This window comes from Inquilinus limosus (assembly GCF_002195995.1).
Lineage (GTDB): Bacteria > Pseudomonadota > Alphaproteobacteria > DSM-16000 > Inquilinaceae > Inquilinus > Inquilinus limosus_C.
Map to the genome: position 1 here is coordinate 1 of NZ_NHON01000066.1, position 19,748 is coordinate 19,748.

General features: G+C 69.9%; 17 protein-coding genes and 1 pseudogene. 7 read left to right on the plus strand and 11 right to left on the minus strand.

Annotated elements, in window-relative coordinates; genetic code table 11:
* Together BWR60_RS26010 and BWR60_RS26015 are read left to right on the plus strand one after the other, a co-directional pair.
* Positions 1 to 993: thiamine pyrophosphate-dependent enzyme (locus BWR60_RS26010; RefSeq protein ID WP_230983183.1), on the plus strand; the 993-nt coding region annotated here is incomplete at its 5' end.
* 80 nt (positions 994 to 1,073) lie between these two features.
* Positions 1,074 to 1,640 carry a type 1 glutamine amidotransferase domain-containing protein gene (locus BWR60_RS26015; RefSeq protein WP_088154451.1) on the plus strand — a complete coding sequence of 189 codons (567 nt, stop codon included), beginning with the start codon at positions 1,074 to 1,076 and terminating at the stop codon, positions 1,638 to 1,640.
* A gap of 157 nt (positions 1,641 to 1,797) precedes the next feature.
* On the opposite strand, the gene malQ is transcribed toward BWR60_RS26015, so the two are convergent.
* A complete protein-coding gene (gene malQ / locus BWR60_RS26020) occupies positions 1,798 to 3,801 on the minus strand; it encodes a 4-alpha-glucanotransferase (RefSeq protein ID WP_088154453.1) in 2,004 nt (667 codons plus the stop codon).
* A gap of 223 nt (positions 3,802 to 4,024) precedes the next feature.
* On the opposite strand from malQ, the gene BWR60_RS26025 reads away from it, so the two are divergent.
* Positions 4,025 to 4,990 (plus strand): PD40 domain-containing protein, encoded by a 966-nt coding sequence (locus tag BWR60_RS26025; RefSeq protein ID WP_179221949.1) that lies wholly within the window; start codon positions 4,025 to 4,027, stop codon positions 4,988 to 4,990.
* 156 nt (positions 4,991 to 5,146) lie between these two features.
* Here the strand turns inward: BWR60_RS26025 and BWR60_RS26030 are convergent, their stop codons facing one another.
* Complete coding sequence (locus BWR60_RS26030; protein ID WP_088154458.1) at positions 5,147 to 5,449, minus strand: hypothetical protein; 303 nt, start codon at positions 5,447 to 5,449, stop codon at positions 5,147 to 5,149.
* A gap of 341 nt (positions 5,450 to 5,790) precedes the next feature.
* On the opposite strand from BWR60_RS26030, the gene BWR60_RS26035 reads away from it, so the two are divergent.
* Positions 5,791 to 6,702, plus strand: coding sequence for a dihydrodipicolinate synthase family protein (locus tag BWR60_RS26035; RefSeq protein WP_088154460.1), 912 nt, complete (start codon positions 5,791 to 5,793; stop codon positions 6,700 to 6,702).
* On the opposite strand, the pseudogene BWR60_RS38345 reads toward BWR60_RS26035, so the two are convergent.
* The 5 genes and pseudogenes from BWR60_RS38345 to BWR60_RS26060 all read right to left on the minus strand — a co-directional run bounded on the left by BWR60_RS38345 (position 6,699) and on the right by BWR60_RS26060 (position 12,135).
* Positions 6,699 to 7,799, minus strand: a pseudogene (locus BWR60_RS38345) (ABC transporter substrate-binding protein). The gene BWR60_RS26035 and the pseudogene BWR60_RS38345 sit on opposite strands and share 4 nt — an antisense overlap.
* A gap of 266 nt (positions 7,800 to 8,065) precedes the next feature.
* Positions 8,066 to 9,160, minus strand: coding sequence for an ABC transporter ATP-binding protein (locus BWR60_RS26045; protein ID WP_088154462.1), 1,095 nt, complete (start codon positions 9,158 to 9,160; stop codon positions 8,066 to 8,068).
* A 58-nt stretch (positions 9,161 to 9,218) separates the two neighbouring features.
* Complete coding sequence (locus BWR60_RS26050; protein WP_088154464.1) at positions 9,219 to 10,010, minus strand: ABC transporter permease; 792 nt, start codon at positions 10,008 to 10,010, stop codon at positions 9,219 to 9,221.
* Positions 10,007 to 10,912, minus strand: coding sequence for an ABC transporter permease (locus BWR60_RS26055; protein WP_088154466.1), 906 nt, complete (start codon positions 10,910 to 10,912; stop codon positions 10,007 to 10,009). The genes BWR60_RS26050 and BWR60_RS26055 overlap by 4 nt, the downstream gene beginning before the upstream one ends.
* A 119-nt stretch (positions 10,913 to 11,031) precedes the next feature.
* Complete coding sequence (locus tag BWR60_RS26060) at positions 11,032 to 12,135, minus strand: ABC transporter substrate-binding protein (protein ID WP_088154468.1); 1,104 nt, start codon at positions 12,133 to 12,135, stop codon at positions 11,032 to 11,034.
* Between the two features lie 494 nt (positions 12,136 to 12,629).
* Between BWR60_RS26060 and BWR60_RS26065 the strand changes: the two genes are divergently transcribed.
* Together BWR60_RS26065 and BWR60_RS26070 are read left to right on the plus strand one after the other, a co-directional pair.
* Positions 12,630 to 13,097, plus strand: a complete 468-nt coding sequence (locus BWR60_RS26065) for a RidA family protein (RefSeq protein ID WP_088154470.1) — start codon at positions 12,630 to 12,632, stop codon at positions 13,095 to 13,097.
* 143 nt (positions 13,098 to 13,240) lie between these two features.
* A complete protein-coding gene (locus BWR60_RS26070) occupies positions 13,241 to 14,005 on the plus strand; it encodes a TrmH family RNA methyltransferase (RefSeq protein ID WP_088154472.1) in 765 nt (254 codons plus the stop codon).
* 57 nt (positions 14,006 to 14,062) lie between these two features.
* Here BWR60_RS26070 and bdcA read toward each other — a convergent pair whose 3' ends face one another.
* The 4 genes from bdcA to BWR60_RS26090 all read right to left on the minus strand — a co-directional run bounded on the left by bdcA (position 14,063) and on the right by BWR60_RS26090 (position 17,005).
* On the minus strand, positions 14,063 to 14,773 hold the full coding sequence (gene bdcA / locus BWR60_RS26075; protein ID WP_088154474.1) for an SDR family oxidoreductase: 711 nt from the start codon (positions 14,771 to 14,773) through the stop codon (positions 14,063 to 14,065).
* Positions 14,774 to 14,832: 59 nt separating this feature from the next.
* Positions 14,833 to 15,132: an EthD domain-containing protein gene (locus tag BWR60_RS26080; protein WP_218823690.1), complete on the minus strand. Its 300-nt coding sequence runs from the start codon at positions 15,130 to 15,132 to the stop codon at positions 14,833 to 14,835.
* Between the two features lie 185 nt (positions 15,133 to 15,317).
* Complete coding sequence (locus BWR60_RS26085) at positions 15,318 to 15,848, minus strand: GNAT family N-acetyltransferase (RefSeq protein WP_088154478.1); 531 nt, start codon at positions 15,846 to 15,848, stop codon at positions 15,318 to 15,320.
* 26 nt (positions 15,849 to 15,874) lie between these two features.
* Positions 15,875 to 17,005 (minus strand): type III PLP-dependent enzyme, encoded by a 1,131-nt coding sequence (locus BWR60_RS26090; RefSeq protein WP_088154480.1) that lies wholly within the window; start codon positions 17,003 to 17,005, stop codon positions 15,875 to 15,877.
* A 646-nt stretch (positions 17,006 to 17,651) separates the two neighbouring features.
* Between BWR60_RS26090 and BWR60_RS26095 the strand changes: the two genes are divergently transcribed.
* Positions 17,652 to 19,631 (plus strand): transglycosylase domain-containing protein, encoded by a 1,980-nt coding sequence (locus BWR60_RS26095; RefSeq protein ID WP_179221950.1) that lies wholly within the window; start codon positions 17,652 to 17,654, stop codon positions 19,629 to 19,631.
* Positions 19,632 to 19,748: the final 117 nt, after the last annotated feature.

A 19,748-nucleotide genomic window follows, 5' to 3' on the forward strand; every position in this document is an offset into this window, starting at 1 on the left:
GCCGACCTGCTGCGCGGGGCGAGGCGGCCGATGATCCTGCTCGGCGGCGGCGCGGTCGGCGCCTCCGCCGCGGCCCGGCGCCTGGCGGAGAGCCTGGGCGCGGTCGTCGCCTGCTCGATCGCCGGCAAGGGCATCGTGCCGGATGATGGCCCGCATTCGATCGGCTCCCGCATCGGCACGGCCGAGGGCCAGCGCCTGATCGGCGAGGCCGATGTCGTGCTGGCCGTCGGCACCGAGCTGGCGCTGAACGACCGCTGGTCGCCGCTGCGCCTGCCGGAAGCGCTGATCCGGGTCGACCTCGACCCCGACGTGCTGGTGCGCGATTACCGGCCGGCGGTGCCGCTGCTCTGCGACGCCGGGCTGGCGCTGGAGGGGCTGGCGAATGCCCTGTCCGATCTCTCCGGCCGTGCCGTCTGGGCCGGCGACCTGGCGCCGGTGCGGCAAGCCGCCGACATCGCGGAGTTCGGCGACAAGCCCGGCCATCTGGCGTTCCTGGCGAAGCTGCGCGACGCGCTGCCGGACGATGCGGTGGTGGTCACCGACATGACCCAGATCGCTTATACCGGCAATGTCGTGTTCCCGGCGCGGCAGCCGCGCGGCTGGCTGCATCCGGTCGGCTTCGGCACGCTGGGCTACGGCCTGCCGGCGGCGGTCGGGGCCAAGCTGGCGCGGCCGGAGGCGCAGGTGGTGGCGCTGGCCGGCGATTACGGCCTGGGCTTCACATGCCAGGAGCTGGGGACGGCCGCCGATCTCGGCCTCGGCCTGCCGGTCGTGGTCTGGAACAATCGCGGCCTGGGCCAGATCGCCTACGGCATGGACAAGGCCGGGATCGACCGCCTCGGCGTCGATATCGACCCGCCGGCCTTCGACGCCATGGCGGCGACCTATGGCTGCGGCTATGCCGCGGTCGACGACCCGCGCCACCTGCCGCAGCGCCTGGCCGCCGCCTTCGAGGACAGCAAGCCGACCCTGATCGAGGTCGCGGCATCGTAGGAACCGCTCGACGCCACCGGCCATTGCCCAGGAAGACGGTCCGCCCCTCCGCGGCCGTCCTTCTGACGATGGAGAGTGGCATGACCGAACGTCTGGGCGGACGCAGGATCGCCGTGCTCGTCGCCGACGGCTTCGAACAGGTGGAGATGACCGAGCCGGTCAAGGCCCTGAAGCAGGCCGGCGCCAAGGTCGAGATCGTCAGCCCGGCCTCGGGCCAGGTGACCGGGCACAAGCATCTCGACAAGGGCGACAGCTTCCCGGTCGACGTGTCGCTCGATCAGGCGGCGCCGGAGGGCTATGACGGCCTGCTGATCCCTGGCGGCGTGCACAGCCCGGACCGGCTGCGCACCGACAAGGCGGCGATCGGCTTCGTCCGCAGCTTCTTCGAGGCCGGCAAGCCGGTGGCGGCGATCTGCCACGGGCCGCAACTGCTGATCAGCGCCGGCGTGGTCGAGGGCTGCGAGATGACCGGATACAAGGCGATCCAGATCGACCTGCGCAACGCCGGTGCCACGGTCTATGACCGCGCGGTGGTGGTCGACCAGGGCGTGGTCACCAGCCGGTCGCCGGACGACCTGCCGGCCTTCAACGAGAAGATGGTCGGGGAGTTCGCCGAGGGCCAGCACAGCGACCGGCTGATGGGTTGAGCGGGGCGCCCCTCACCGTCATTGCGAGCGAAGCGAAGCAATCCAGGGGCCGGTTCGCACTGGCCCCTGGATTGCTTCGCTTCGCTCGCAATGACGGTGTTGGGAATACCCAAAAGGCCCTGCCAGGCGGCAGAGGCCGCGCGTTTTCGTTCGGGCCCTACCGCTGCCGCTCGCGGCGGATGGCGGCGAGGCGGGCGGCGACGGCGGGCTCGGCCAGCGCCTCGCCGGCCGGGCGCTCCAGCCGGCGGCGCCAGTTCGGGACTTCGTCGATCGTGCCGGGCAGGTTCGCCTGTTGCTCCAGCCCCAGCGCATCCTCCAGCGGCACCAGCGCCAGTCGCGACGGGGCGCGGGCGACGAAGCGCAGCGCGGCGCCGACGACCGGCGCCGGCTCCTCCGGCACCGCGCCCTCGCCGATCGCCTGCCACATCCGGCCGCGATCGGCCGCGCGCTGCGCCCGCTCCGCCGCGCCGCCATCGGCGTATTGGCCGAGCCCGGCCCGCGCCTCGATATCGGTGCCGCGCCACCAGCCGGCCACCGGCGGCAGGTCGTGGGTCGAGCTCATCGCCACGGCGCCGGCGTCCCAATGCTCGGCCGGCTTGAAGCCGTCGCCCTCGCGCTCGAACAGCAGCACCCGCATGCCGGCCACGGCGTGGTCGGTCAGCCGGCCGGCGAAGCCCCAGGGCAGGGTGCCCAGGTCCTCGCCGATCACCACGGCGCGGTGGCGGTGCGATTCCAGCGCCACCAGCCGCAGCAGGTCCTCCGCCGGATAGGTCAGATAGGCACCCTCGGTCGGCGCCATGCCGTCCGGCACCAGCCACAGCCGGGCCAGCCCCATGACATGGTCGATGCGGATGCCCCCGGCATGGCGCAACGTCGCCCGCAGCGTGTCGAGGAACGGCGCGAAGCCGGTCTCCACCATCGCCCGCGGCGAGATAGCCGCGAGGGTCCAGTTCTGGCCGTCGGCGTTGAAGGCATCGGGCGGCGACCCGATGCTGGCGCCGCCCAGCACGTCCGACGGGCGGCTCCAGGCATGGCTGCCGGTGGCGTCCATGCCCACGGCCAGGTCGGCGATCAGCCCGATGCGCAGGCCCACCGACCGGGCCTCGGCCTGGGCCGTGGCAAAGGCGCGGTCGGCCAGCCATTGCAGGAACAGGTGGAAGCGGATCTCGCGATCCTGCGCCGCCGCGAACTCGGCCACCGCCGGTCCGGCGGGATTGCGCAGCGCCGCCGGCCAGTGCCGCCAGTCGCGGTCGGACGGGTCGGCCGCCAGGCGGGCGGCCTGCAGCGCCTCGAACCGGGCATGGTCCTGCAGCAGATCCCCGCCGGCCCGAACGAAGCCGGCGAAATCCTCGGCCAGGCCGCCGGACCTGGTGTCGAAGCCGTCGAACAGGGCGCGGAACAGCGCCAGCTTCGCCTTTGCCGCCGCGGGCCAGTCGATCAGTTCCGCCCCTTCGCAGCGCCGCATCGCCTCGGCCACGCCCGCGCCGCGGATCGCGGCGGTGACGCGGCCCGGACCGAACAGCGCGGCGGGGTCGGCCAGCAGCGGGTTCAGGAACAGGCGGCTGGAGGGGGAGTAGGGGCCGAAGCGCCCGGGCTCCGCTATGAACAGCGCATGGGTCGGGCTCAGAGCCAGCGCGTCGGCGCCGGCGCGGCCGGCCGCCCGGGCCAGATCCGCGATGCCCCGGCTGTCGCCGATGCCGCCATCGCCCGGCCGGCGCAGCGCGTAGATCTGCGCCGCCAGCCCCCACATCCGGCCGCCGCGCGCCACCTCGTCCAGGCCGAAGCAGCGCTGCGGCGCCACCGCCAGGGTGACCTCGCGGTCGCGCAACTGCAGCCGGTGATAGCCAGGCCGGTCGACCGGCGCCAGCCAGCTGCGCCCGTCATCGCCGGGATAGACGGTGATGTCGGTCCGCTCGCCGGAATCGAAGACCAGGGCCGCGGTGCCGGTGCCGGCCGCCGGGGGCAAGGGGATCGCCTGGCCGGCCGTCCCGGTGACCAGCGGCGGCACCGAAGCCGTCTCCCCATCCGCGCCGATCAGGGCCAGCAGCCGCTCCAGCGTCTCCGGCGCCACGCTGCGGGTCCGGCCGGTGACGTCGGTCCATTCGGGCGCGATGCCGGCCCGGCGGGCCCGGTCGCGCAGGGCGTCGTCGGCGAGATCCACTGAACAGCCTTCCGATCGGTCGCGCCGGGAGCGGCACGCCGCCGATCATAGGGGGCGGGACCGGCGGCGGGGAAGGCGCCCGCGGCCATCTCCGATCGGCCGAGGAGTCGCCGCGATATGCAACCCCCGAGGGTAGGGGGACTGTTGTCCTATGTTGGCACACCCGACACTTCCGGGGCCGCGCCGCCATCGGGGCGGGCCGGCTTCGGGGGGAGTCCGAGAGATGAGACGATGCGCATGGGCTCTGGCCGCCCTGCTGGCCGCAAGCCCTCTGGCAGCGGTGGCCCAGACCTGCCGCGGCGACGCGGCCAGGCCGGTCCCGGTCACCGGCGTCGCCGGCAGCCTGCAGAATCCGTGTCTGTCGCCGGACGGGACGGCGCTGGCCTTCACCAACTTCAAGCGCCGCTACAACCAGGGCGGCGCGATCGTCTGGACGGTGCCGGCCGCCGGCGGAGCCCCGGCCCGGGCGCTCAGCCCGCGCGTCGGGGCGCAGAGCGTCAACCTGCCGGGCCAGTGCTGGAGCGCAGCGGGCAACGCGGTGGTCTATTCCTCGGACGTGGTCGACCGCGACGAGATCTACATCGTCCCGGCCGCCGCCGGCGCGGCGAAGCGGTTGACCGACCGGCCAGGCTTCCTGGCCTGGGAGCCGTCGATCTCGCCGATGCTGGCCGACCGCAGCCAGTGGATCGTGTTCGAATCGCACCGCGAGGCGGATCCCGACGGCGCCGGCGAGCTGTGGAAGATGAAGGTCGACGGCAGCGGGCTGGCGCGGCTGACCCAGGGGGCGGACGACCGGCAGCCGCAATGGTCGCCGCGCGGCGACCGGATCGCGTTCCAGCGCCAGGTCAAGCCCGGCCAGTGGGATGTGATGACGATCGATGCCGCCGGCCGCGGCCTGCTCAACGTCACCAGGGCCCCGTCCCGCGGCAACACCGGCCCGTCCTGGTCGCCGAGCGGCGCGTGGATTGTCTATTCGGCCGGCGGGCCCGATCTCGACAACGCCAACCTGTTCGTGATTTCGGCGACGGGCGGCGCGCCGGTGCGGCTGACGGTCAATTGCGGCTATGACGGCGCGCCCGGCTGGTCGGCCGACGGCCGGACCATCGCCTTCGAATCGGCACCCTATGATCCGGACACCCGGGGCAGCACCACGCTGTGGACCATCGCGGCCCCGGCCGGGATGCGGTGAGCGTCGGTGGGCGGAGAGGCTGTCGCCTCTCGATGGTTTGGAACCCCTAGATCGTCATTGCGAGCGTAGCGAAGCAATCCAGGGCCATTTGGCATGGCCCCTGGATTGCTTCGCTACGCTCCTCGCAATGACAGCGAGGCAAGTATTGGCCGGGGATCAGGCCAGGGTCAGCGACCGCGGCATCATCACCGTGCGGGTGCGGCGGCGCTCGACCACCACGGCGCTGCCGGTGTTCGACCGGATGGTCGAGGTGATGCGCAGCGTCGACTTCTTCGCCATCTCGGCGGCCTGGGCCTCGGCGGCGGCGCGGACGTCGTCGATCGACAGGCCGCTCAGCTCGGCGGCGATCTGCAGCCGCTCCTCGAAATCGGCGGTCAGGCCCTCAGCGGCATACAGGGCATCGTCAACCGTCGGCAGTTCGCGCTTGGTGACGTAGCGGACATTCTTGACGGCATGCATTGGAGTGCTCCCGAAAACCTTCGCCTGTTGATCCGGATCATTCGATCACGGCCTTGTGTCGGAAGGCCGGTCAAATGCCCGTAAAATGTGGTGCAAAGAGGGCGGGGCGGCGCCCCTGTCGGGGCTGTCGTCACGTCTCCCTGCATTCGATAAGTATGATCATACTCTTTCGCACTGCAACATAGATCTGCAGGAAATGCTGCGGTGCAATGTCGCCAGCGAAGGGCTCGCCTCGCTCGGGTCCGGAGCGTCGGAGGATTTTGTCGACAAATTAAATACAGAAGATATGCTGGGAGGCGCCGCGGACCAAAGGGCGGCCGATCACAAGGGGATGCGAGACGATGGCGGGGCAGCGCTGGGCCGGGGTCTACACGGCGATCACCACCAAGATGGATGCGCAGCAGGAGGTCGACCTGGCCGGGGTGCGCGCGGATGTCGCGTTCCAGATCGAGAACGGGGTCGACGGCATCATCTGCTGCGGCTCGATCGGCGAGGCCAGCACCATGACCGCCGATGAGAAGATGGCGATCGCGGCGGCGTCCAAGGAGGCGGCGGGCGGGCGGCCGGTGCTGCTGACCGTGGCGGAGGATTCGACCCGCGCCGCCGTTAAGCTGGCGGAGCGGGCTGCGGCGGCGGGGATGGACGGGCTGATGCTGCTGCCGGCGATGCGCTACGTCTCCGACCGGCGTGAGACGATCCAGCATTTCCGCACCGTGGCGCGCGCCACCGGCCTGCCGATCATGGTCTACAACAACCCAATCGCCTATGCGGTCGACATCACGCCGGAGATGTTCGCCGAGATGGCGGACGAGAAGAATTTCGTCGCGATCAAGGAATCCTCGGGCGACGTCCGCCGCATCACCGACATCATGAACACGGTGGGCGACCGCTACGACATCTTCACCGGGGTCGACGATCTGGCGCTGGAAAGCCTGATGCTGGGCGCGGTCGGCTGGGTCGCCGGCCTGGTCTGCGCCTTCCCGCGCGAGACGGTGGCGATCCACAAGCTGGTCGCGGCCGGGCGGATCCCCGAGGCGCTGGAGATCTACCGCTGGTTCATGCCGCTGCTGCATCTCGACGTGTCGCTGCGCTTCGTCCAGAACGTGAAGCTGGCCGAGGCGATCGTGCGCGGCACCGCCACCACCGTGCGCCAGCCGCGGCTGGAGTTGCAGGGGGCGGAGCGCGACCGGGTCGAGACCATCGTCCGCACCGCCCTGGCGAAGCGGCCGGACCTGGGCAAGTACGGCCTCTAACCGGCGGCGAGGACCCGGATGCGGCCGGGGTCCGCCGGATCCCGGTCGACGACCTGCACCGGCGCCCAGGCCCATTGCCAGACGCCGATGCCCGGCACGCGGGAGAAGCGGATCGGCCCGCGGGTGCCCTCGATGGCAATGTGTGGCCAGGCTTCGGCGATGCGCGCCCGGTCGGCGCCGCAGGACCGCAGCAGCTCGGCGAGGACGGCGATGGTATCGTAGCCCTCGAAGGCGACGAAGGAGGGGGCTGCGGCCAGCCGCCGGCGCAGCGCCGCCTCGACCCGCACGCCGAGCGGGCCGAGGCGATCGGGCAAGTAGCGCAGGAACGGGATGCCGGCGCCGTCGCCGCCCGGCAGCGCCGCCCATTCGGCGAATTCCGGCTGCCCGGCCGGGGCGCCGATCAGGATCCCGGCGAGGCGCGGGTCGCGGCGCACGGCCTGGACGATCGGCAGCGCCGGCTCGGGGTGGCCAGCCAGCAGCAGCAGGGCCGTCGGGCGAGCTTCGGCCAGGGCGTCGCATAGCACCGCCGGGTCGGGCGAGGCCATGTCGAGCTCGATGACGCTGGCGCCGCGCGGCGCCAGGTGGTCGCGCAGGACCCGGGTCCCGGACGCCCAGTAGACGCTGGGCTGGGCCGCCACCGCGATCCGGCCATGGCCGGCGCCGAGCAGGAAATCCGCATAGATCCGTCAGCCATGCGACTGCGCCGGGGCGAGGCGCGCCACCCATGGCGTCGGCTGCTCGGTGAGCGCGTCGAGCACCGCCGAGGAGCAGAGGAAGGGCAAGCCGATGGCGTCGGCCCTGGCGGCGGCGGCGCGGGCGACGACGCTGTGATACTCCCCCGCCAGGGCGGCGACGCCCAGGCGGTCCAACTCGGCGACGGCGGCTGCGGCCTTCTGCGGATCGGCCGCGGTGTCCCGGACCGCCAGCTCGAGCGGCTCGCCGGCGATGCCGCCGGACTGATTGACCTCGGACACGGCCAGCTCGAGCCCGGCGAGCAGATGCTCGCCTGCCTCGACCCAGCCCGGCCGGCTGAGCGGAACCAGGGCGCCGATTCGGATGGCTTCGTCGGTTTGTCCGGCTCCAGGCGGCGTGTTCATGCGTCGGTGTTCCTCTCCCTGTCATGCCCGGGCTTGGCCCAGGCATCCAGAGATGTCGATGCCGCTCCGAGTGTCCCCTGGATCGCCGGGTCAAGCCCGGCGATGACATCATGAATTGAATCGGAGGCCGTTCGAGAACGCGCTGGCATGAGTCGGCTGGCGGTGGTTTCGAGAACCGGAGCGCAGCGCACGTTTGGTGCGTGAGCACCGGAAGCGGAGAAAGCGCCGCTAGACGGCCATGCCAGTAGCGTTATCGAATGGTCGCCTCAGTGGTGCTCGCCTTCCAGCACCAGCACGTCGTCGCGACCGAAGGTGATGGTGACCGGCTGGCCGCGCTCGGGCGGGGCGACGCTGGGGCTGTTGAAGGTGTCGAGCGAGACCGTCGCCTCCTGGAACCGCACCCGGATGCGGACCACGGCGCCGAGAAAGTTCACATCCTCGATCGTGCCCTGCATGCGGTTGCGGCCGGAGCCTTGATCCTCGCCCGAGCCGGCCAGGGTGATCGCCTCCGGCCGCAGCGCGATCGAGCGGGTCTCGCCATCCTTGGCGTCGCTGACGCCGCGGGCCGCCAGGATGTCCTGGCCGTCGACGCGGATGCGCTGGCCGGCGGCGTCGACCACCTGGCCGCGCAGCATGTTCAGCGTGCCGACGAAGGAGGCGACGAAACGGGTGCGCGGATAGTTGTAGATCTCGAACGGCGTGCCGACCTGCTCGGCATAGCCCTCGTTCATCACCACGATCCGGTCCGACATCGACAGGGCTTCCTCCTGGTCGTGCGTGACGAAGATGGTGGTGATGCCCAGGTCGCGCTGCAGCGCCTTGATCTCGCTGCGCAGCGACACGCGGATCTTGGCGTCCAGCGCCGACAGCGGCTCGTCCAGCAGCAGCACGCTCGGCTTGTTGGCCAAGGCGCGGGCCAGGGCGACGCGCTGCTGCTGCCCGCCGGACAGCTGGTAAGGGTAGCGGTCGGCCAGGTGCGGCAGCTTGATCAGCTCCAGCATCTCCTTGACCCGGCGGTCGATGTCGACGGCCGGCTTCTTCGCCACCCGCAGGCCGAAGGCGACGTTGTCGGCCACGGTCATGTTGGGGAACAGCGCATAGGCCTGGAACACCATGCCGACATTGCGCTGGTTCGGCCGCAGGCGGGTGATGTCGCGGCCGTCGATGCGGATGGCACCCGCGGTCGGGATCTCAAAGCCGGCGACCATGCGCAGCGTCGTGGTCTTGCCGCAGCCGGAGGGACCGAGGAAGGAGATGAACTCGCCGCGCTTCACCCCGAGGTCGAAATTGTGGACCACGGTGTTCTGGCCGTAGCTCTTGCGCAGGCCGCTGATGTCGAGGAAGTCGGTCGCCGTGTCCATCAGGTCACCTGGCTTGCGGCGCCGGCGTCGCGGCGCAGGGTGGGGCGGAGGCGCATCGTCATCGCGTCGCCGCCGAGGCGCCGCGGCGGCCGCGGCCGAACAGCTGCAGCAGGCCCATGCAGGCCCAGGTGACGACGAAGGCGATGATCGCCAGCGCCGCCGGCTCATAGGCACGGTTGGCGCCGACCAGCTGCAGATAGGGGCCGAAGGCCGGCCGGTTCAGCAGGCTGGCGAAGGTGAACTCGCCGATGACGATGGCGAAGGTCAGGAAGGCGCCGCTGAGCACCGCCGAGCGGACATTGGGGAGGATCACCCGGAACAGGATCCGGGCCCGGCCGGCGCCCAGGCTCTCCGCCGCCTCGGTCAGGGTGCGGACGTCGATCGCCTGCAGCCCGGTGTCGACCGCCCGGTACATGTAGGGCAGGGCCAGGGTGACGTAGCCGAAGGTCAGCAGCAGGTCGGTGCCGTGCTCGCTGCCCAGGAGCGGCAGGAGCGACGATGTGTTGAACATCTGGACATAGCCGAACACCAGCACGATCGCCGGGATCACCAGCGGCAGCAGGGTGATGAACTCGATGATCGGACGCAGCCGTGGCAGGCGCAGCCGCACCCAATAGGCGGTCGGCACCACCAGCAGCACGCCGACCGCGATGGTCGCCAGCGCCAGGATGCAGGAATAGAGGAAGCTGGCCTGGAAGCCCGGGTCGCCCAGCACGATCCTGTAGGCGTCGAGGCTGTATTCGCCGCGACGCATGCGCAGCGAGAACTCCAGCGTGCCGATCAGCGGCACCAGGAAGTAGATCGTCCCGATCGCCAGCGCGATCCAGGCGCCGATGCGGCTCTGCTTCATCGCAGCCACCGTTCGCTGCGGGCCCGCAGCACCATGTAGAGGCCGTTCGACAGGCCGGTGATCAGGATCATACCGAGCGCCAGCGCGTAGCCGAGGTTGGCGTTGTGCAGCACGTCGCCGCGGATCTGGGCGTAGAGCAGGATCGGCACGATGTTCAGCGAGCTGCCGGTCAGCGCGTAGGCCGTGGCGATGGCGCCGAAGGCGTTGGCGAACAGCAGCAGCGTGGTGCCGACGATCGAGGGCCACAGCACCGGCAGGGCGACCATGCGCCAGTACTGCCCGGTGGTGGCGCCGAGGATCGACGACGCCTCCCGCCACTCCTTCTTCAGGCCGTCCAGCGCCGGCGCCAGGATCAGCACCATCAGCGGGATCTGGAAGTAGAGATAGGTCAGGGTCAGGCCCCAGAAGCTCAGCAGGTTGAAGCCGGTCTGGTACAGCCGGAAGCCCAGGACGGGGGCGAGGTAGGTGTCGAACAGGATCGTCACCAGGCCGAGGCGGCCCAGCGTCGAGATGAAGGCGAAGGCCAGCGGCACGCCGGCGAAGTTCGAGGCGACGCCGCAGAAGGTCATCAGCGTCGGCCGAATCCAGCCCGGCAGCCCGCCCATGACCACGGCATAGGCCAGGAAGAAGCCGATCAGCGCGCCCAGCAGGGCCGAGGCGGCGCTGACCCGGATCGAGATCCAGTAGGCGTCGAGGATCGACTGCTGGAACAGGTCGCCGATGTTCTTGAGGGTGAAGGACCCGTCCGGCGTCTGGAAGCTGCCGACCAGCAGGGTGACGGTCGGCAGGATCAGGAACAGGAGGGCGAACAGGAAGAACGGCGCCACCCCGAGCCAGGCCCAGGAGAGCTTGCCGGGCTTGGCCGGCGCGGCGAGGGGGGCTGCGATCGTGGCCTGGGTCATCGGCGCCTGCTGACGAATGCCTGCCGCGAAGGGCGGAAACGCGAAAGACCGCGCCGTCCTTTACCCTCGGAAGAGGGCGCCCCAAAGGTAAGGGCAAGGACGGCGCGGCCTCAAGCGGGTTACTTGACGTTGGCGCCGACCACCGAGTCCCAGTTCTTGGTGATGATCTCGTTGGCCTTCTTCTGGTCCTCGAGGCTCGGGAACACCGCCTTGGCGTAGTTCTCGGCCGGCGGCAGGGCCTTCAGCAGGTCGTCGGGGATCTTCTTGGTGTCCACCAGGTTCTGGAACCGGATCGGGTGGCAGTAGCCCTTGAGATAGCCGACCTGGCCCTCATCCGAATACAGGTGCTCCATCCACAGCTTGGCGGCGTTCGGATGCGGCGCATAGGCGCTGATCGCCTGGACGTACACGCCGGCGACGACACCGGTCTTCGGCACCACGATCTCGACCGGCGGGTTGCCCTTCAGGGTGTCGCGGTCGTTGAGGGCGAGATAGTCCCAGTGGATCACGACCGGGGTCGCGCCCTGGGCCAGCGAGGCGGCCTTGCCGATGGTCGGCACGAAGTTGCCGGCCTTGTTGAGGTCGGCGAAGAACTTCAGGCCGGCATTGGCGGCCTTCTCCGGATCCGTCTCGGTCGACAGGCCGGCGGCGTAGACGCCCTGGATCGCCTGGTTCGAGGTGCGCGGGTCACCGGCCAGCGCGACGGAGTTGGCGTAGTCGGAGGACAGCAGGTCCTTCCAGTCGGCCGGGATCTTGGTGACGATGTCCTTGTTCACCTCGAAGGCCAGCACGCCGTAGTAGTCGCCGTACCAGTAGCCCTCGGGGTCCTTGGCGGCGTCGGGGATCGAATCCCAGGTCGACACCTTGTAGGGGGCCAGCAGCCCCTCGGCCTTGGCCGACGGGCCGAAGGACAGGCCGACATCGATCACGTCCGGCGCCTGCGGGCCCTTGTTGCCCTTGTTCGCCTTGATCGCCTCGACCTCGTCGCCCGAGCCGGCGTCGGGGTTCAGCTCGTTGACCTTCAGGCCGTACTTGGCCTTGAAGCTGTCGATGATCCCGCCATAGCCGCACCAGTCGCGGGGCAGGGCGATGGTGGTCAGCTCGCCCTCGGCCTTCGCCGCGGCGATCAGCTCCGCCGACGGCTCGGCCATCGCGCTGGTGGCGGCGGAGGCGGCGAGCGCCAGGGCCGAGATCGACAGCACGGAAGTCCACGTCGCCTTCATGTCACAACCCCCGATGTTCATGTGTCTGTTTGACGGATTTTAGAAAAATGTCTGAATCCGAAGTCGAACCCGCGGCCAAATCCGGACTCCTGCGCGGACGCGGCGGGACTGTGTTGCGGTGCGCAATCCTTGTCAAGCAGTGTCCCGACGAATTGTCCGTAAATCCGCGAAAACCGACGGTTTCCCAAGCATTTTGACCGCTTCGGACGACCGGAATAGAGAACAGAGTCCAGCCATGACATGGCGGATGTCACGCTATTGTCGTTTGGTTGTAATAATAACGTCATGAAACGGCAATGCCGTCAACGACTCCCTGCGATGGCCTGTTTTCAGCCCTTGCGCCGAGAGTGACTCAGGGGGAAGCCGGATTCTGTTCCGCCTGCGGCATGATCCGTCGCGCATCGGACGGTGCGCGTCGGGGTCGGGCTTTCGTCGCCGGGCCGTGCTGGCTATGGTGCGGCCTTCGATTCACCCAAGCGAACGGGAACCGACCCATGGCAGGAAGCATTGAGGCGCGGCTGCAGGAGAAGGGGATCACCCTCCCGAACGTTGCGGCGCCGGCGGCGAACTACGTCCCCTCCGTCATCTCCGGCAACATGCTCTACATCTCCGGCCAGGTGCCGTTCGTCGACGGCAAGATCAGCCACACCGGCAAGCTCGGCGCCGAGTTCTCGATCGAGGAGGGCTATGCCTGCGCCCGGATCTGCGCCATCAACATCCTGGCGGCGGCCAAGGCGGCGCTGGGCGGCGACCTCGACCGCGTCGCGCGGGTGGTGAAGCTGGGCGGCTTCGTCAACTCGACGCCGGACTTCACCGACCAGCCGAAGGTGGTCAACGGCGCGTCGGACCTGATGGCCGAGGCCTTCGGCGACGCCGGCAAGCATGCCCGCGCCGCGGTCGGCGTCGCCCAGCTGCCGCTCGGCTGCGCCGTCGAGGTCGAGGCGGTGTTCGAGATCAGGTAAGACCTCGGACGGCTTCCTTTCCTGTCATTGCCGGGCTTGACCCGGCAATCCAGAGAGCGTCGACATCTTCTGGATGCCCGGGTCAAGCCCAGGCATGACAGTGAAGGGAAGGGCAAGGCGAAGCGCCCTCCCAGAGGCGAGGAATGGCCGAGCGCATCATCGAGAGCCTGGACAATCCGCGCGCCAAGCTGTGGGCGTCGCTGCTGGAGAGCCGCGGGTTGCGCAAGCATCGCCGCTTCCTGCTGGCCGGGCGCAAGACGGTGGGGGAAGCGCTGGCCGCGCACCCGGACCGCTTCGAATCGCTGCTGTTGCCGCCCGGCGCCGAGGACCTGCCGGCCCCGCCGGAGTTGGAGCGCATCCGCCTCGGCCGCACCCTGTTCGACCGGCTCGACGTCTCGGGCACCGGCCTGCCGATCCTGGTCGGGGTGGTGCCGGAGATGGCGGCGATCGATCTGGCCCGGCCGCCCGAGGGGCTGGAGTTGGTCTGCGCCCTCGGCGACCCGAGCAATCTCGGCGCCCTGCTGCGCAGCGCCGCCGCCTTCGCCGTGCGCCGCGTCATCCTGCTGGCCGATGCGGCGCATCCGTTCCACCCGAAATGCCTGCGCGCCGCGTCGAACGCGCAATTCGCGCTGGAGCTGCGGCGCGGCCCGGCCTGGGCCGGCCTGGCCGGGGCGGCGGGGCCGCTGCTGGCGCTGGACGGGCAGGGCGAGGATCTGTCGGGCTTCGCCTGGCCGCGCGACCTGCGGCTGGTGCTGGGCGAGGAAGGGCTGGGCCTGCCTTCGGGGCTGGACCTGCGCCGCCTAGCGATCCCGACCTCGGGCGCGGTCGAATCGCTCAACGCCACCGTCGCCGCCAGCCTGGCGCTGTACGGGCACTTTGCGGCGCACCACAACCCACACTCCCCCTGAGAGAGCCGGGATATCGACACTCGGTGGGAAGGATCCTGTGCTTGAGTGCCCGGCGGCTCAGGCGGCGAAGCCGCCATCGATCGTGTGCATGGCGCCCGTGATCCCGCGCGCCTGCGTGCCGGCGAGATAGAGCGCCAGGGCCGCCACTTCGTCGGCGGTGCCATAGCGCTTGATGGCCATTTCCGCGAGCATACCAGCCGCCCGCGGGCCTTCGGCCGGGTTCATGTCGGTGTCAGTCGGGCCAGGCTGGATCACATTGACCGTGATGTCGCGCGGGCCCATGTCGCGCGCCAGGCCGCGCGCCATGCCTTGCATCGCCGCCTTGGTCATCACATAGGCCGCGAGCCCGGTGAACGGCATGCTGTCGGCGGTGTCGGATCCGATGACGAGGATCCGCCCTCCATCGGGCATCATCCGCGACGCTTCGACACTGCCGAAATAGGCGCCGCGGAGGTTGACGTCGATCATCTGGTCGACGTCGTCAGCGGCGAGCGCCAGCGGATCGCCGAACACCAGCAGGCCGGCATTGTAGACGAATATGTCGATCGGCCCGGCGTCGCGGATCGCCGCGATGAGCGCATCGCGTTCGCCGGCATCCGCCCGGAGCGCCTGCGCGCCGGTTTCGGCGGCGAGCGCGCCCGCCGCATCGGCAGAGGCGGCATAGGTGAACGCCACCGTTGCGCCCGCCGCGGAAAAGCGCCGCACGATCGCGGCGCCGATGCCGCGGCTGCCGCCGACGACGAAGACCTTGCGGTCAGAGAATTCCATCGCGCCTGTCCTTGAATTCGAAGAAAGTTCGCCCCCCGCCGGGAGCGGCAGCCGGGCGGTCAGATCGGGGTGCCGACGCTGCGCGACACGGCGGCGTCGGTGAAGCGGGGGACGTCCGCCATCACCGCCGCCGTCTCGGCGGATGCGAGCGCCGCGTGCAGCGCGGCCTCATCGCGAAACCGGTAGATCCCCACCGAGACATCCGCCGCATCGTCGTCGCGGGGAAAGAAGGCGGCGGCGCTTTCCAGTCCATGCCGCTGCCAGCACGCCAGCGCCAATGGCAGGTGAACGTCGACATAATAGTCGCGATCGAAATACGTGCCGCCGCTGCAGGTCACTATCATTGTCGCATTTGCCATGGACGGGATCGTTGTTGCGTTTGCCATGGACAAGCATATGGGTCGCTTGAAACTGGTCTTGAACTTACAGGAATGCACAGTCGCCGTTCGATTATGTGGGGGACGGCGATGGTCGGAGCGATCTGCGGATTTTCCCGCTGTGGTGCGGATGGGAACGCGAGCGGTCTGTTGCCGCCCGACGCGCCTCAGGCGACCGCGACCGCGGCCATCTCGTACCGCACCGGCAGGCCGTCGGCGCGGCCGATCATGCCGCGGGCGTTGGCCAGCGCGCCCGGCACCAGCTCGAGCCCCAGCAGCCGGTCGTAGTCGACCGGCCCCGGCAGCATCAGGCCGAGGGTCAGGTCGCGGCGGAAGCCGAAGCGGCGGTAATACGGCTCGTCGCCGACCAGGATCACGCTCCGGTGGCCGAAGGCGGCGGCGCGCGACAGGCCGGCCCGCATCAGCCGCGAGCCGACGCCGGTCGAGCGCAGCCCCTCGGCCACCGCGAGCGGGCCGAGCAGGATGGTCTCGCCGATGCCGTCGACATGGATCGGCCAGAAGCGCAGCGTGCCGACCAGCTCGCCATCCTCGATCGCGACCAGGCCCAGCTCGTTGTTCGGCCGCACCCCGTCGCGCAGCCGGTAGACGGTCTTGCCGAAGCGCCCCTCGCCGAAGCAGTCGACGACAAGGCTCTCGATGGCGGCCGCGTGGCGCGGCCGCTCCCGCATGATGTCCATGAACCCGATCCCCACCCGTATGAGGTTCAGATGTAATAGGCCTTGAGGGGGGCGAAGCCGTTGAAGGCGACCGCCGAATAGGTCGTCGTGTAGGCGCCGGTGCCGTGGATCAGCACCTTGTCGCCGATCGCGAGCGAAACCGGCATCGGGTAGGGCGTCTTCTCGTACAGCACGTCGGCGCTGTCGCAGGTCGGGCCGGCCAGGATGGCGGGCTCGGATTCGTCGCCGTCATGGATGGTGCTGATCGGGTAGCGGATCGCCTCGTCCATGGTCTCGGCCAGGCCGCCGAACTTGCCGATGTCGAGATACACCCAGCGGGTGTTGTCGTTCGCCGACTTGTTCGAGATCAGCACCACCTCGGTCTGGATCACGCCGGCATTGCCGACCATGCCGCGGCCCGGCTCGATGATGGTCTCGGGCAGGCGGTTGCCGAAATGATTGCGCAGGCTGGCGTCGATGGCGCGGCCATAGGCCTCCGCCGTCGGCACCTCCTTGAGGTACTTGGTCGGGAAGCCGCCGCCGAGATTGACCATCTTCAGCTCGATGCCCTTGGCCGCCAGGTCGCGGAAGATGCCGGCGGCCGATTCCAGCGCCTGGTCCCAGGCGCCGGTGTCGCGCTGCTGCGACCCGACATGGAACGACACGCCATAGGCGTCGAGGCCCAGGCCCGGCGCCATCGCCAGCAGCTCGCGCGCCATCGACGGCTCGCAGCCGAACTTGCGCGACAGCGGCCATTCGGCGCCCTCGCCCGAGGTCAGGATGCGGCAGAACACGCGGGCGCCCGGCGCGACCTCGGCGATCTTGCGCAGCTCCGCCTCGCTGTCGAAGGCGAACAGGCGCACGCCGAGGGCATAGGCGGTGGCGATGTCGACCCGCTTCTTGATGGTGTTGCCGAAGGAGACGCGGTCCGGGGTGGCGCCGGCGGCCAGGGCGTCGCGGATCTCGACGACGCTGGCGGTGTCGAAGCACGAGCCCAGCGCGGCCAGCAGCGACAGGATCTCCGGCGCCGGATTCGCCTTCACCGCGTAGAAGATGCGGCTGTCGGGCATGGCGGCGGCCAGCGCCTGGTAGTTGCCGGCGACCACGTCGAGGTCCAGCACGAGGCACGGGGTCTCGGGACGTCGCTCTTCCAGGAAGGAGGCAATCTTGGTGTTCATGGGGACTGATCCCTCACGGCAAGCCAGTTCAAACCAAACCGTTGCCTGAGGCGCCCGCCTCTGCTCACCGGCGACGAAACCCGGCGGCACATGCGGATCCGGATTGCAGAGACGGATTTACGGGACGACGCCAAGGGCGACACCCGGTAAACCATCCAGACAATCACGGAAGAGGAACCCTCTCCGCACCTGCAACCGAAAAACTTCTCTTCAACCCAGCCGGCCGGAGCCGGACAGACCGAGGAGACGCGTGACGTCGTTGCTGTGCCCACCGGGTTCGATGCTGTTCGAACCTGAAGCGGGCCGGGGCACGTGCGAATACGTTCCGAGGGGTCAAATACGGTCGGCGCCCCCCTGATGCAAGTGAAATTTTGTTGTCGCGAAATTTACCCCGTCACCGTGACGCAACAGCCTCAGACGATCTCTAAATTCCGCCTCATTCCGGCTTGATATTGCGGGATTCTCGCGAGATAAAGTTCGCATTATGACGACCCGCTCTTCCGGCAAGCCTGCCTTGCGTGCCACCGGTGGCCGCTCCCGGACCAGCGCGTCCGGCGGCAAGTCCTCGCCGCGCCGCCCCAGATCGCCGTCGAAATCGACTCAAAAGCCGCGCAAATCGTCGGGTCGCCGGCACTGGCTGTGGGGCGTGGCCAAATGGGGCGCGGTGCTGTCGATCTGGTGCGTGATCGCGGTCGGGGTCGTCGTCGCCTATTTCGCCTATGACCTGCCCGACATCCGCCAGGTGGCGATGCCGGAGCGGCGCACGGCGATCACCGTGGTGGCCTCCGACGGCGGCCAGATCGCCCGCTACGGCGACATGACCGGCGACATGGTCCAGGCCTCGGCCCTGCCGAAGCACCTGACCGAGGCGGTGATGGCGATCGAGGACCGCCGCTTCTACCACCATTACGGCATCGACCCGATCGGCGTGGCCCGGGCGCTGTGGGTGAACTACCGGGCCGGCCGCGCCGTCCAGGGCGGCTCCACCATCACCCAGCAGGCCGCCAAGAACCTGTTCCTGACGCCGGAGCGCACGGTCCGCCGCAAGATCCAGGAGGCGATCCTGGCGGTGTGGCTGGAGATGAACTTCTCCAAGGACCAGATCCTCACCGCCTATCTCAACCGGGTCTATTTCGGCTCCGGCACCTACGGCATCGACGCCGCCGCCCGCGCCTATTTCGGCGTGCCGGCGACGGAGGTGAACCTGGAGCAGTCGGCGATCCTGGCCGGTCTCCTGAAGGCGCCGTCGCGCTACTCGCCGGACCGCGATCCGGAGGCGGCGCGGCAGCGCGCCGACGTGGTGCTGGCGGCGATGGTCGATGCCGGCTTCATCACCGACAAGCAGTTGAAGGCGGCCGACGACCAGCCGCCGGTGCCGCCGCGCCGGCCGGGCGGCGGCTCGGGCAGCCGCTACTTCGCCGACTGGATCGCCGACCAGGTGCCGGATTTCGCCAACACCGCGGCCCCGGCCCTGACCGTGCAGACCACGCTGGTGCCGTCGCTGCAGCGCGCGGCGGAGGGCATCGTCGACGCGCGGATGGCGGAGGATGGCGGCAAGGTCGGCGCCAGCCAGGCGGCGCTGGTGGCGATGCGGCCGGACGGCGCGGTGGTGGCCATGGTCGGCGGCCGCGGCTACAGCCAGAGCCAGTTCAACCGCGCGGTCACGGCGCAGCGCCAGCCCGGCTCCTCCTTCAAGATGTTCGCCTATCTGGCGGCGGTGGAGCAGGGGCTGACGCCGGACAGCCTGGTGCTGGACGCGCCGATCACGATCAAGACCTGGTCGCCGGGCAACTATGACGGCAAGTTCCATGGCGAGGTGACGGCGCGCGAGGCGCTGGCCAAATCCTACAACACCGCCGCGGTGCGCATGCTGCAGCGCGCCGGCATCGACCGGACCATCGGCCTGGCCCGGCGGCTCGGCATCAATTCGCCGCTGCGGCCGGAGCTGTCGCTGGCGCTGGGCACCAGCGAGGTCAACCTGCTGGAGCTGACCGCGGCCTATGCCGCGCTGGCCAACCAGGGCAACGGCGTCTGGCCCTATGGTGTCGACCGCATCGCCGGCGCGCCGGGCACCGACCCGATCTACACCCGCTACGGCGGCGGCCCGGGCGAGGCGGTGCTGCCCTGGCATGTCGAGGCGATCAACCGCATGCTGGCCGCCACCATGACCATCGGCACCGGCCGCAGCGCCCGTCTCGACCGGCCCTCGGCGGGCAAGAGCGGCACGAGTCAAGGATATCGCGACGCCTGGTTCATCGGCTTCACGGCGGATTACGTGGTCGGCGTCTGGGTCGGCAACGACGACGGCACGCCGATGGACAAGGTGACGGGCGGCAGCCTGCCGGCGAAGATCTGGCACGACTTCATGGTCGAGGCCGAGCGCGGCCGGCCGGTCAAGCCGCTGCTGGGCGTCGACGATTCCTTGCCGGCGGCGGTGGCCACGGCCGGGTCGGGCGGCGGCGCTCCCGCCACGGCGGCGACGATCGCCCCGACCGTGACGCCTTCGGGCGCGCCGAAGGTGCTGGTGCCGCCCACGGCGGTCACGGCGCCCACGGTGCAGCCGGCGAAGCAGGAGCTGGACCAGGGCGGCCTGGAAGGCCTGCTCGGCAGCCTGGGGAACGGGTGAGGGGTCTTCGTCACTGATCGGCTCTTGCCGCCATCGGGGAGCTGTCTGGAGCGCTCCGAACCGGACGTCGTCAACTAGTTCGGTGACAGTGCACTTTTAGGTTCTGGCACTTTTAGG

What these genes read in the sequence shown, in the direction of transcription:
- BWR60_RS26030 (WP_088154458.1), bottom strand. Translation starts at nt 5,449, where the DNA reads ATGCATGCCGTCAAGAATGTCCGCTACGTCACCAAGCGCGAACTGCCG.
- BWR60_RS26085 (WP_088154478.1), bottom strand. Translation starts at nt 15,848, where the DNA reads ATGGACATCATGCGGGAGCGGCCGCGCCACGCGGCCGCCATCGAGAGC.
- BWR60_RS26025 (WP_179221949.1), top strand. Translation starts at nt 4,025, where the DNA reads ATGAGACGATGCGCATGGGCTCTGGCCGCCCTGCTGGCCGCAAGCCCT.
- bdcA (WP_088154474.1), bottom strand. Translation starts at nt 14,773, where the DNA reads ATGGAATTCTCTGACCGCAAGGTCTTCGTCGTCGGCGGCAGCCGCGGC.
- BWR60_RS26055 (WP_088154466.1), bottom strand. Translation starts at nt 10,912, where the DNA reads ATGACCCAGGCCACGATCGCAGCCCCCCTCGCCGCGCCGGCCAAGCCC.
- BWR60_RS26045 (WP_088154462.1), bottom strand. Translation starts at nt 9,160, where the DNA reads ATGGACACGGCGACCGACTTCCTCGACATCAGCGGCCTGCGCAAGAGC.
- BWR60_RS26060 (WP_088154468.1), bottom strand. Translation starts at nt 12,135, where the DNA reads ATGAAGGCGACGTGGACTTCCGTGCTGTCGATCTCGGCCCTGGCGCTC.
- BWR60_RS26090 (WP_088154480.1), bottom strand. Translation starts at nt 17,005, where the DNA reads ATGAACACCAAGATTGCCTCCTTCCTGGAAGAGCGACGTCCCGAGACC.
- BWR60_RS26080 (WP_218823690.1), bottom strand. Translation starts at nt 15,132, where the DNA reads ATGGCAAATGCGACAATGATAGTGACCTGCAGCGGCGGCACGTATTTC.
- BWR60_RS26015 (WP_088154451.1), top strand. Translation starts at nt 1,074, where the DNA reads ATGACCGAACGTCTGGGCGGACGCAGGATCGCCGTGCTCGTCGCCGAC.
- BWR60_RS26035 (WP_088154460.1), top strand. Translation starts at nt 5,791, where the DNA reads ATGGCGGGGCAGCGCTGGGCCGGGGTCTACACGGCGATCACCACCAAG.
- BWR60_RS26070 (WP_088154472.1), top strand. Translation starts at nt 13,241, where the DNA reads ATGGCCGAGCGCATCATCGAGAGCCTGGACAATCCGCGCGCCAAGCTG.
- BWR60_RS26050 (WP_088154464.1), bottom strand. Translation starts at nt 10,010, where the DNA reads ATGAAGCAGAGCCGCATCGGCGCCTGGATCGCGCTGGCGATCGGGACG.
- BWR60_RS26065 (WP_088154470.1), top strand. Translation starts at nt 12,630, where the DNA reads ATGGCAGGAAGCATTGAGGCGCGGCTGCAGGAGAAGGGGATCACCCTC.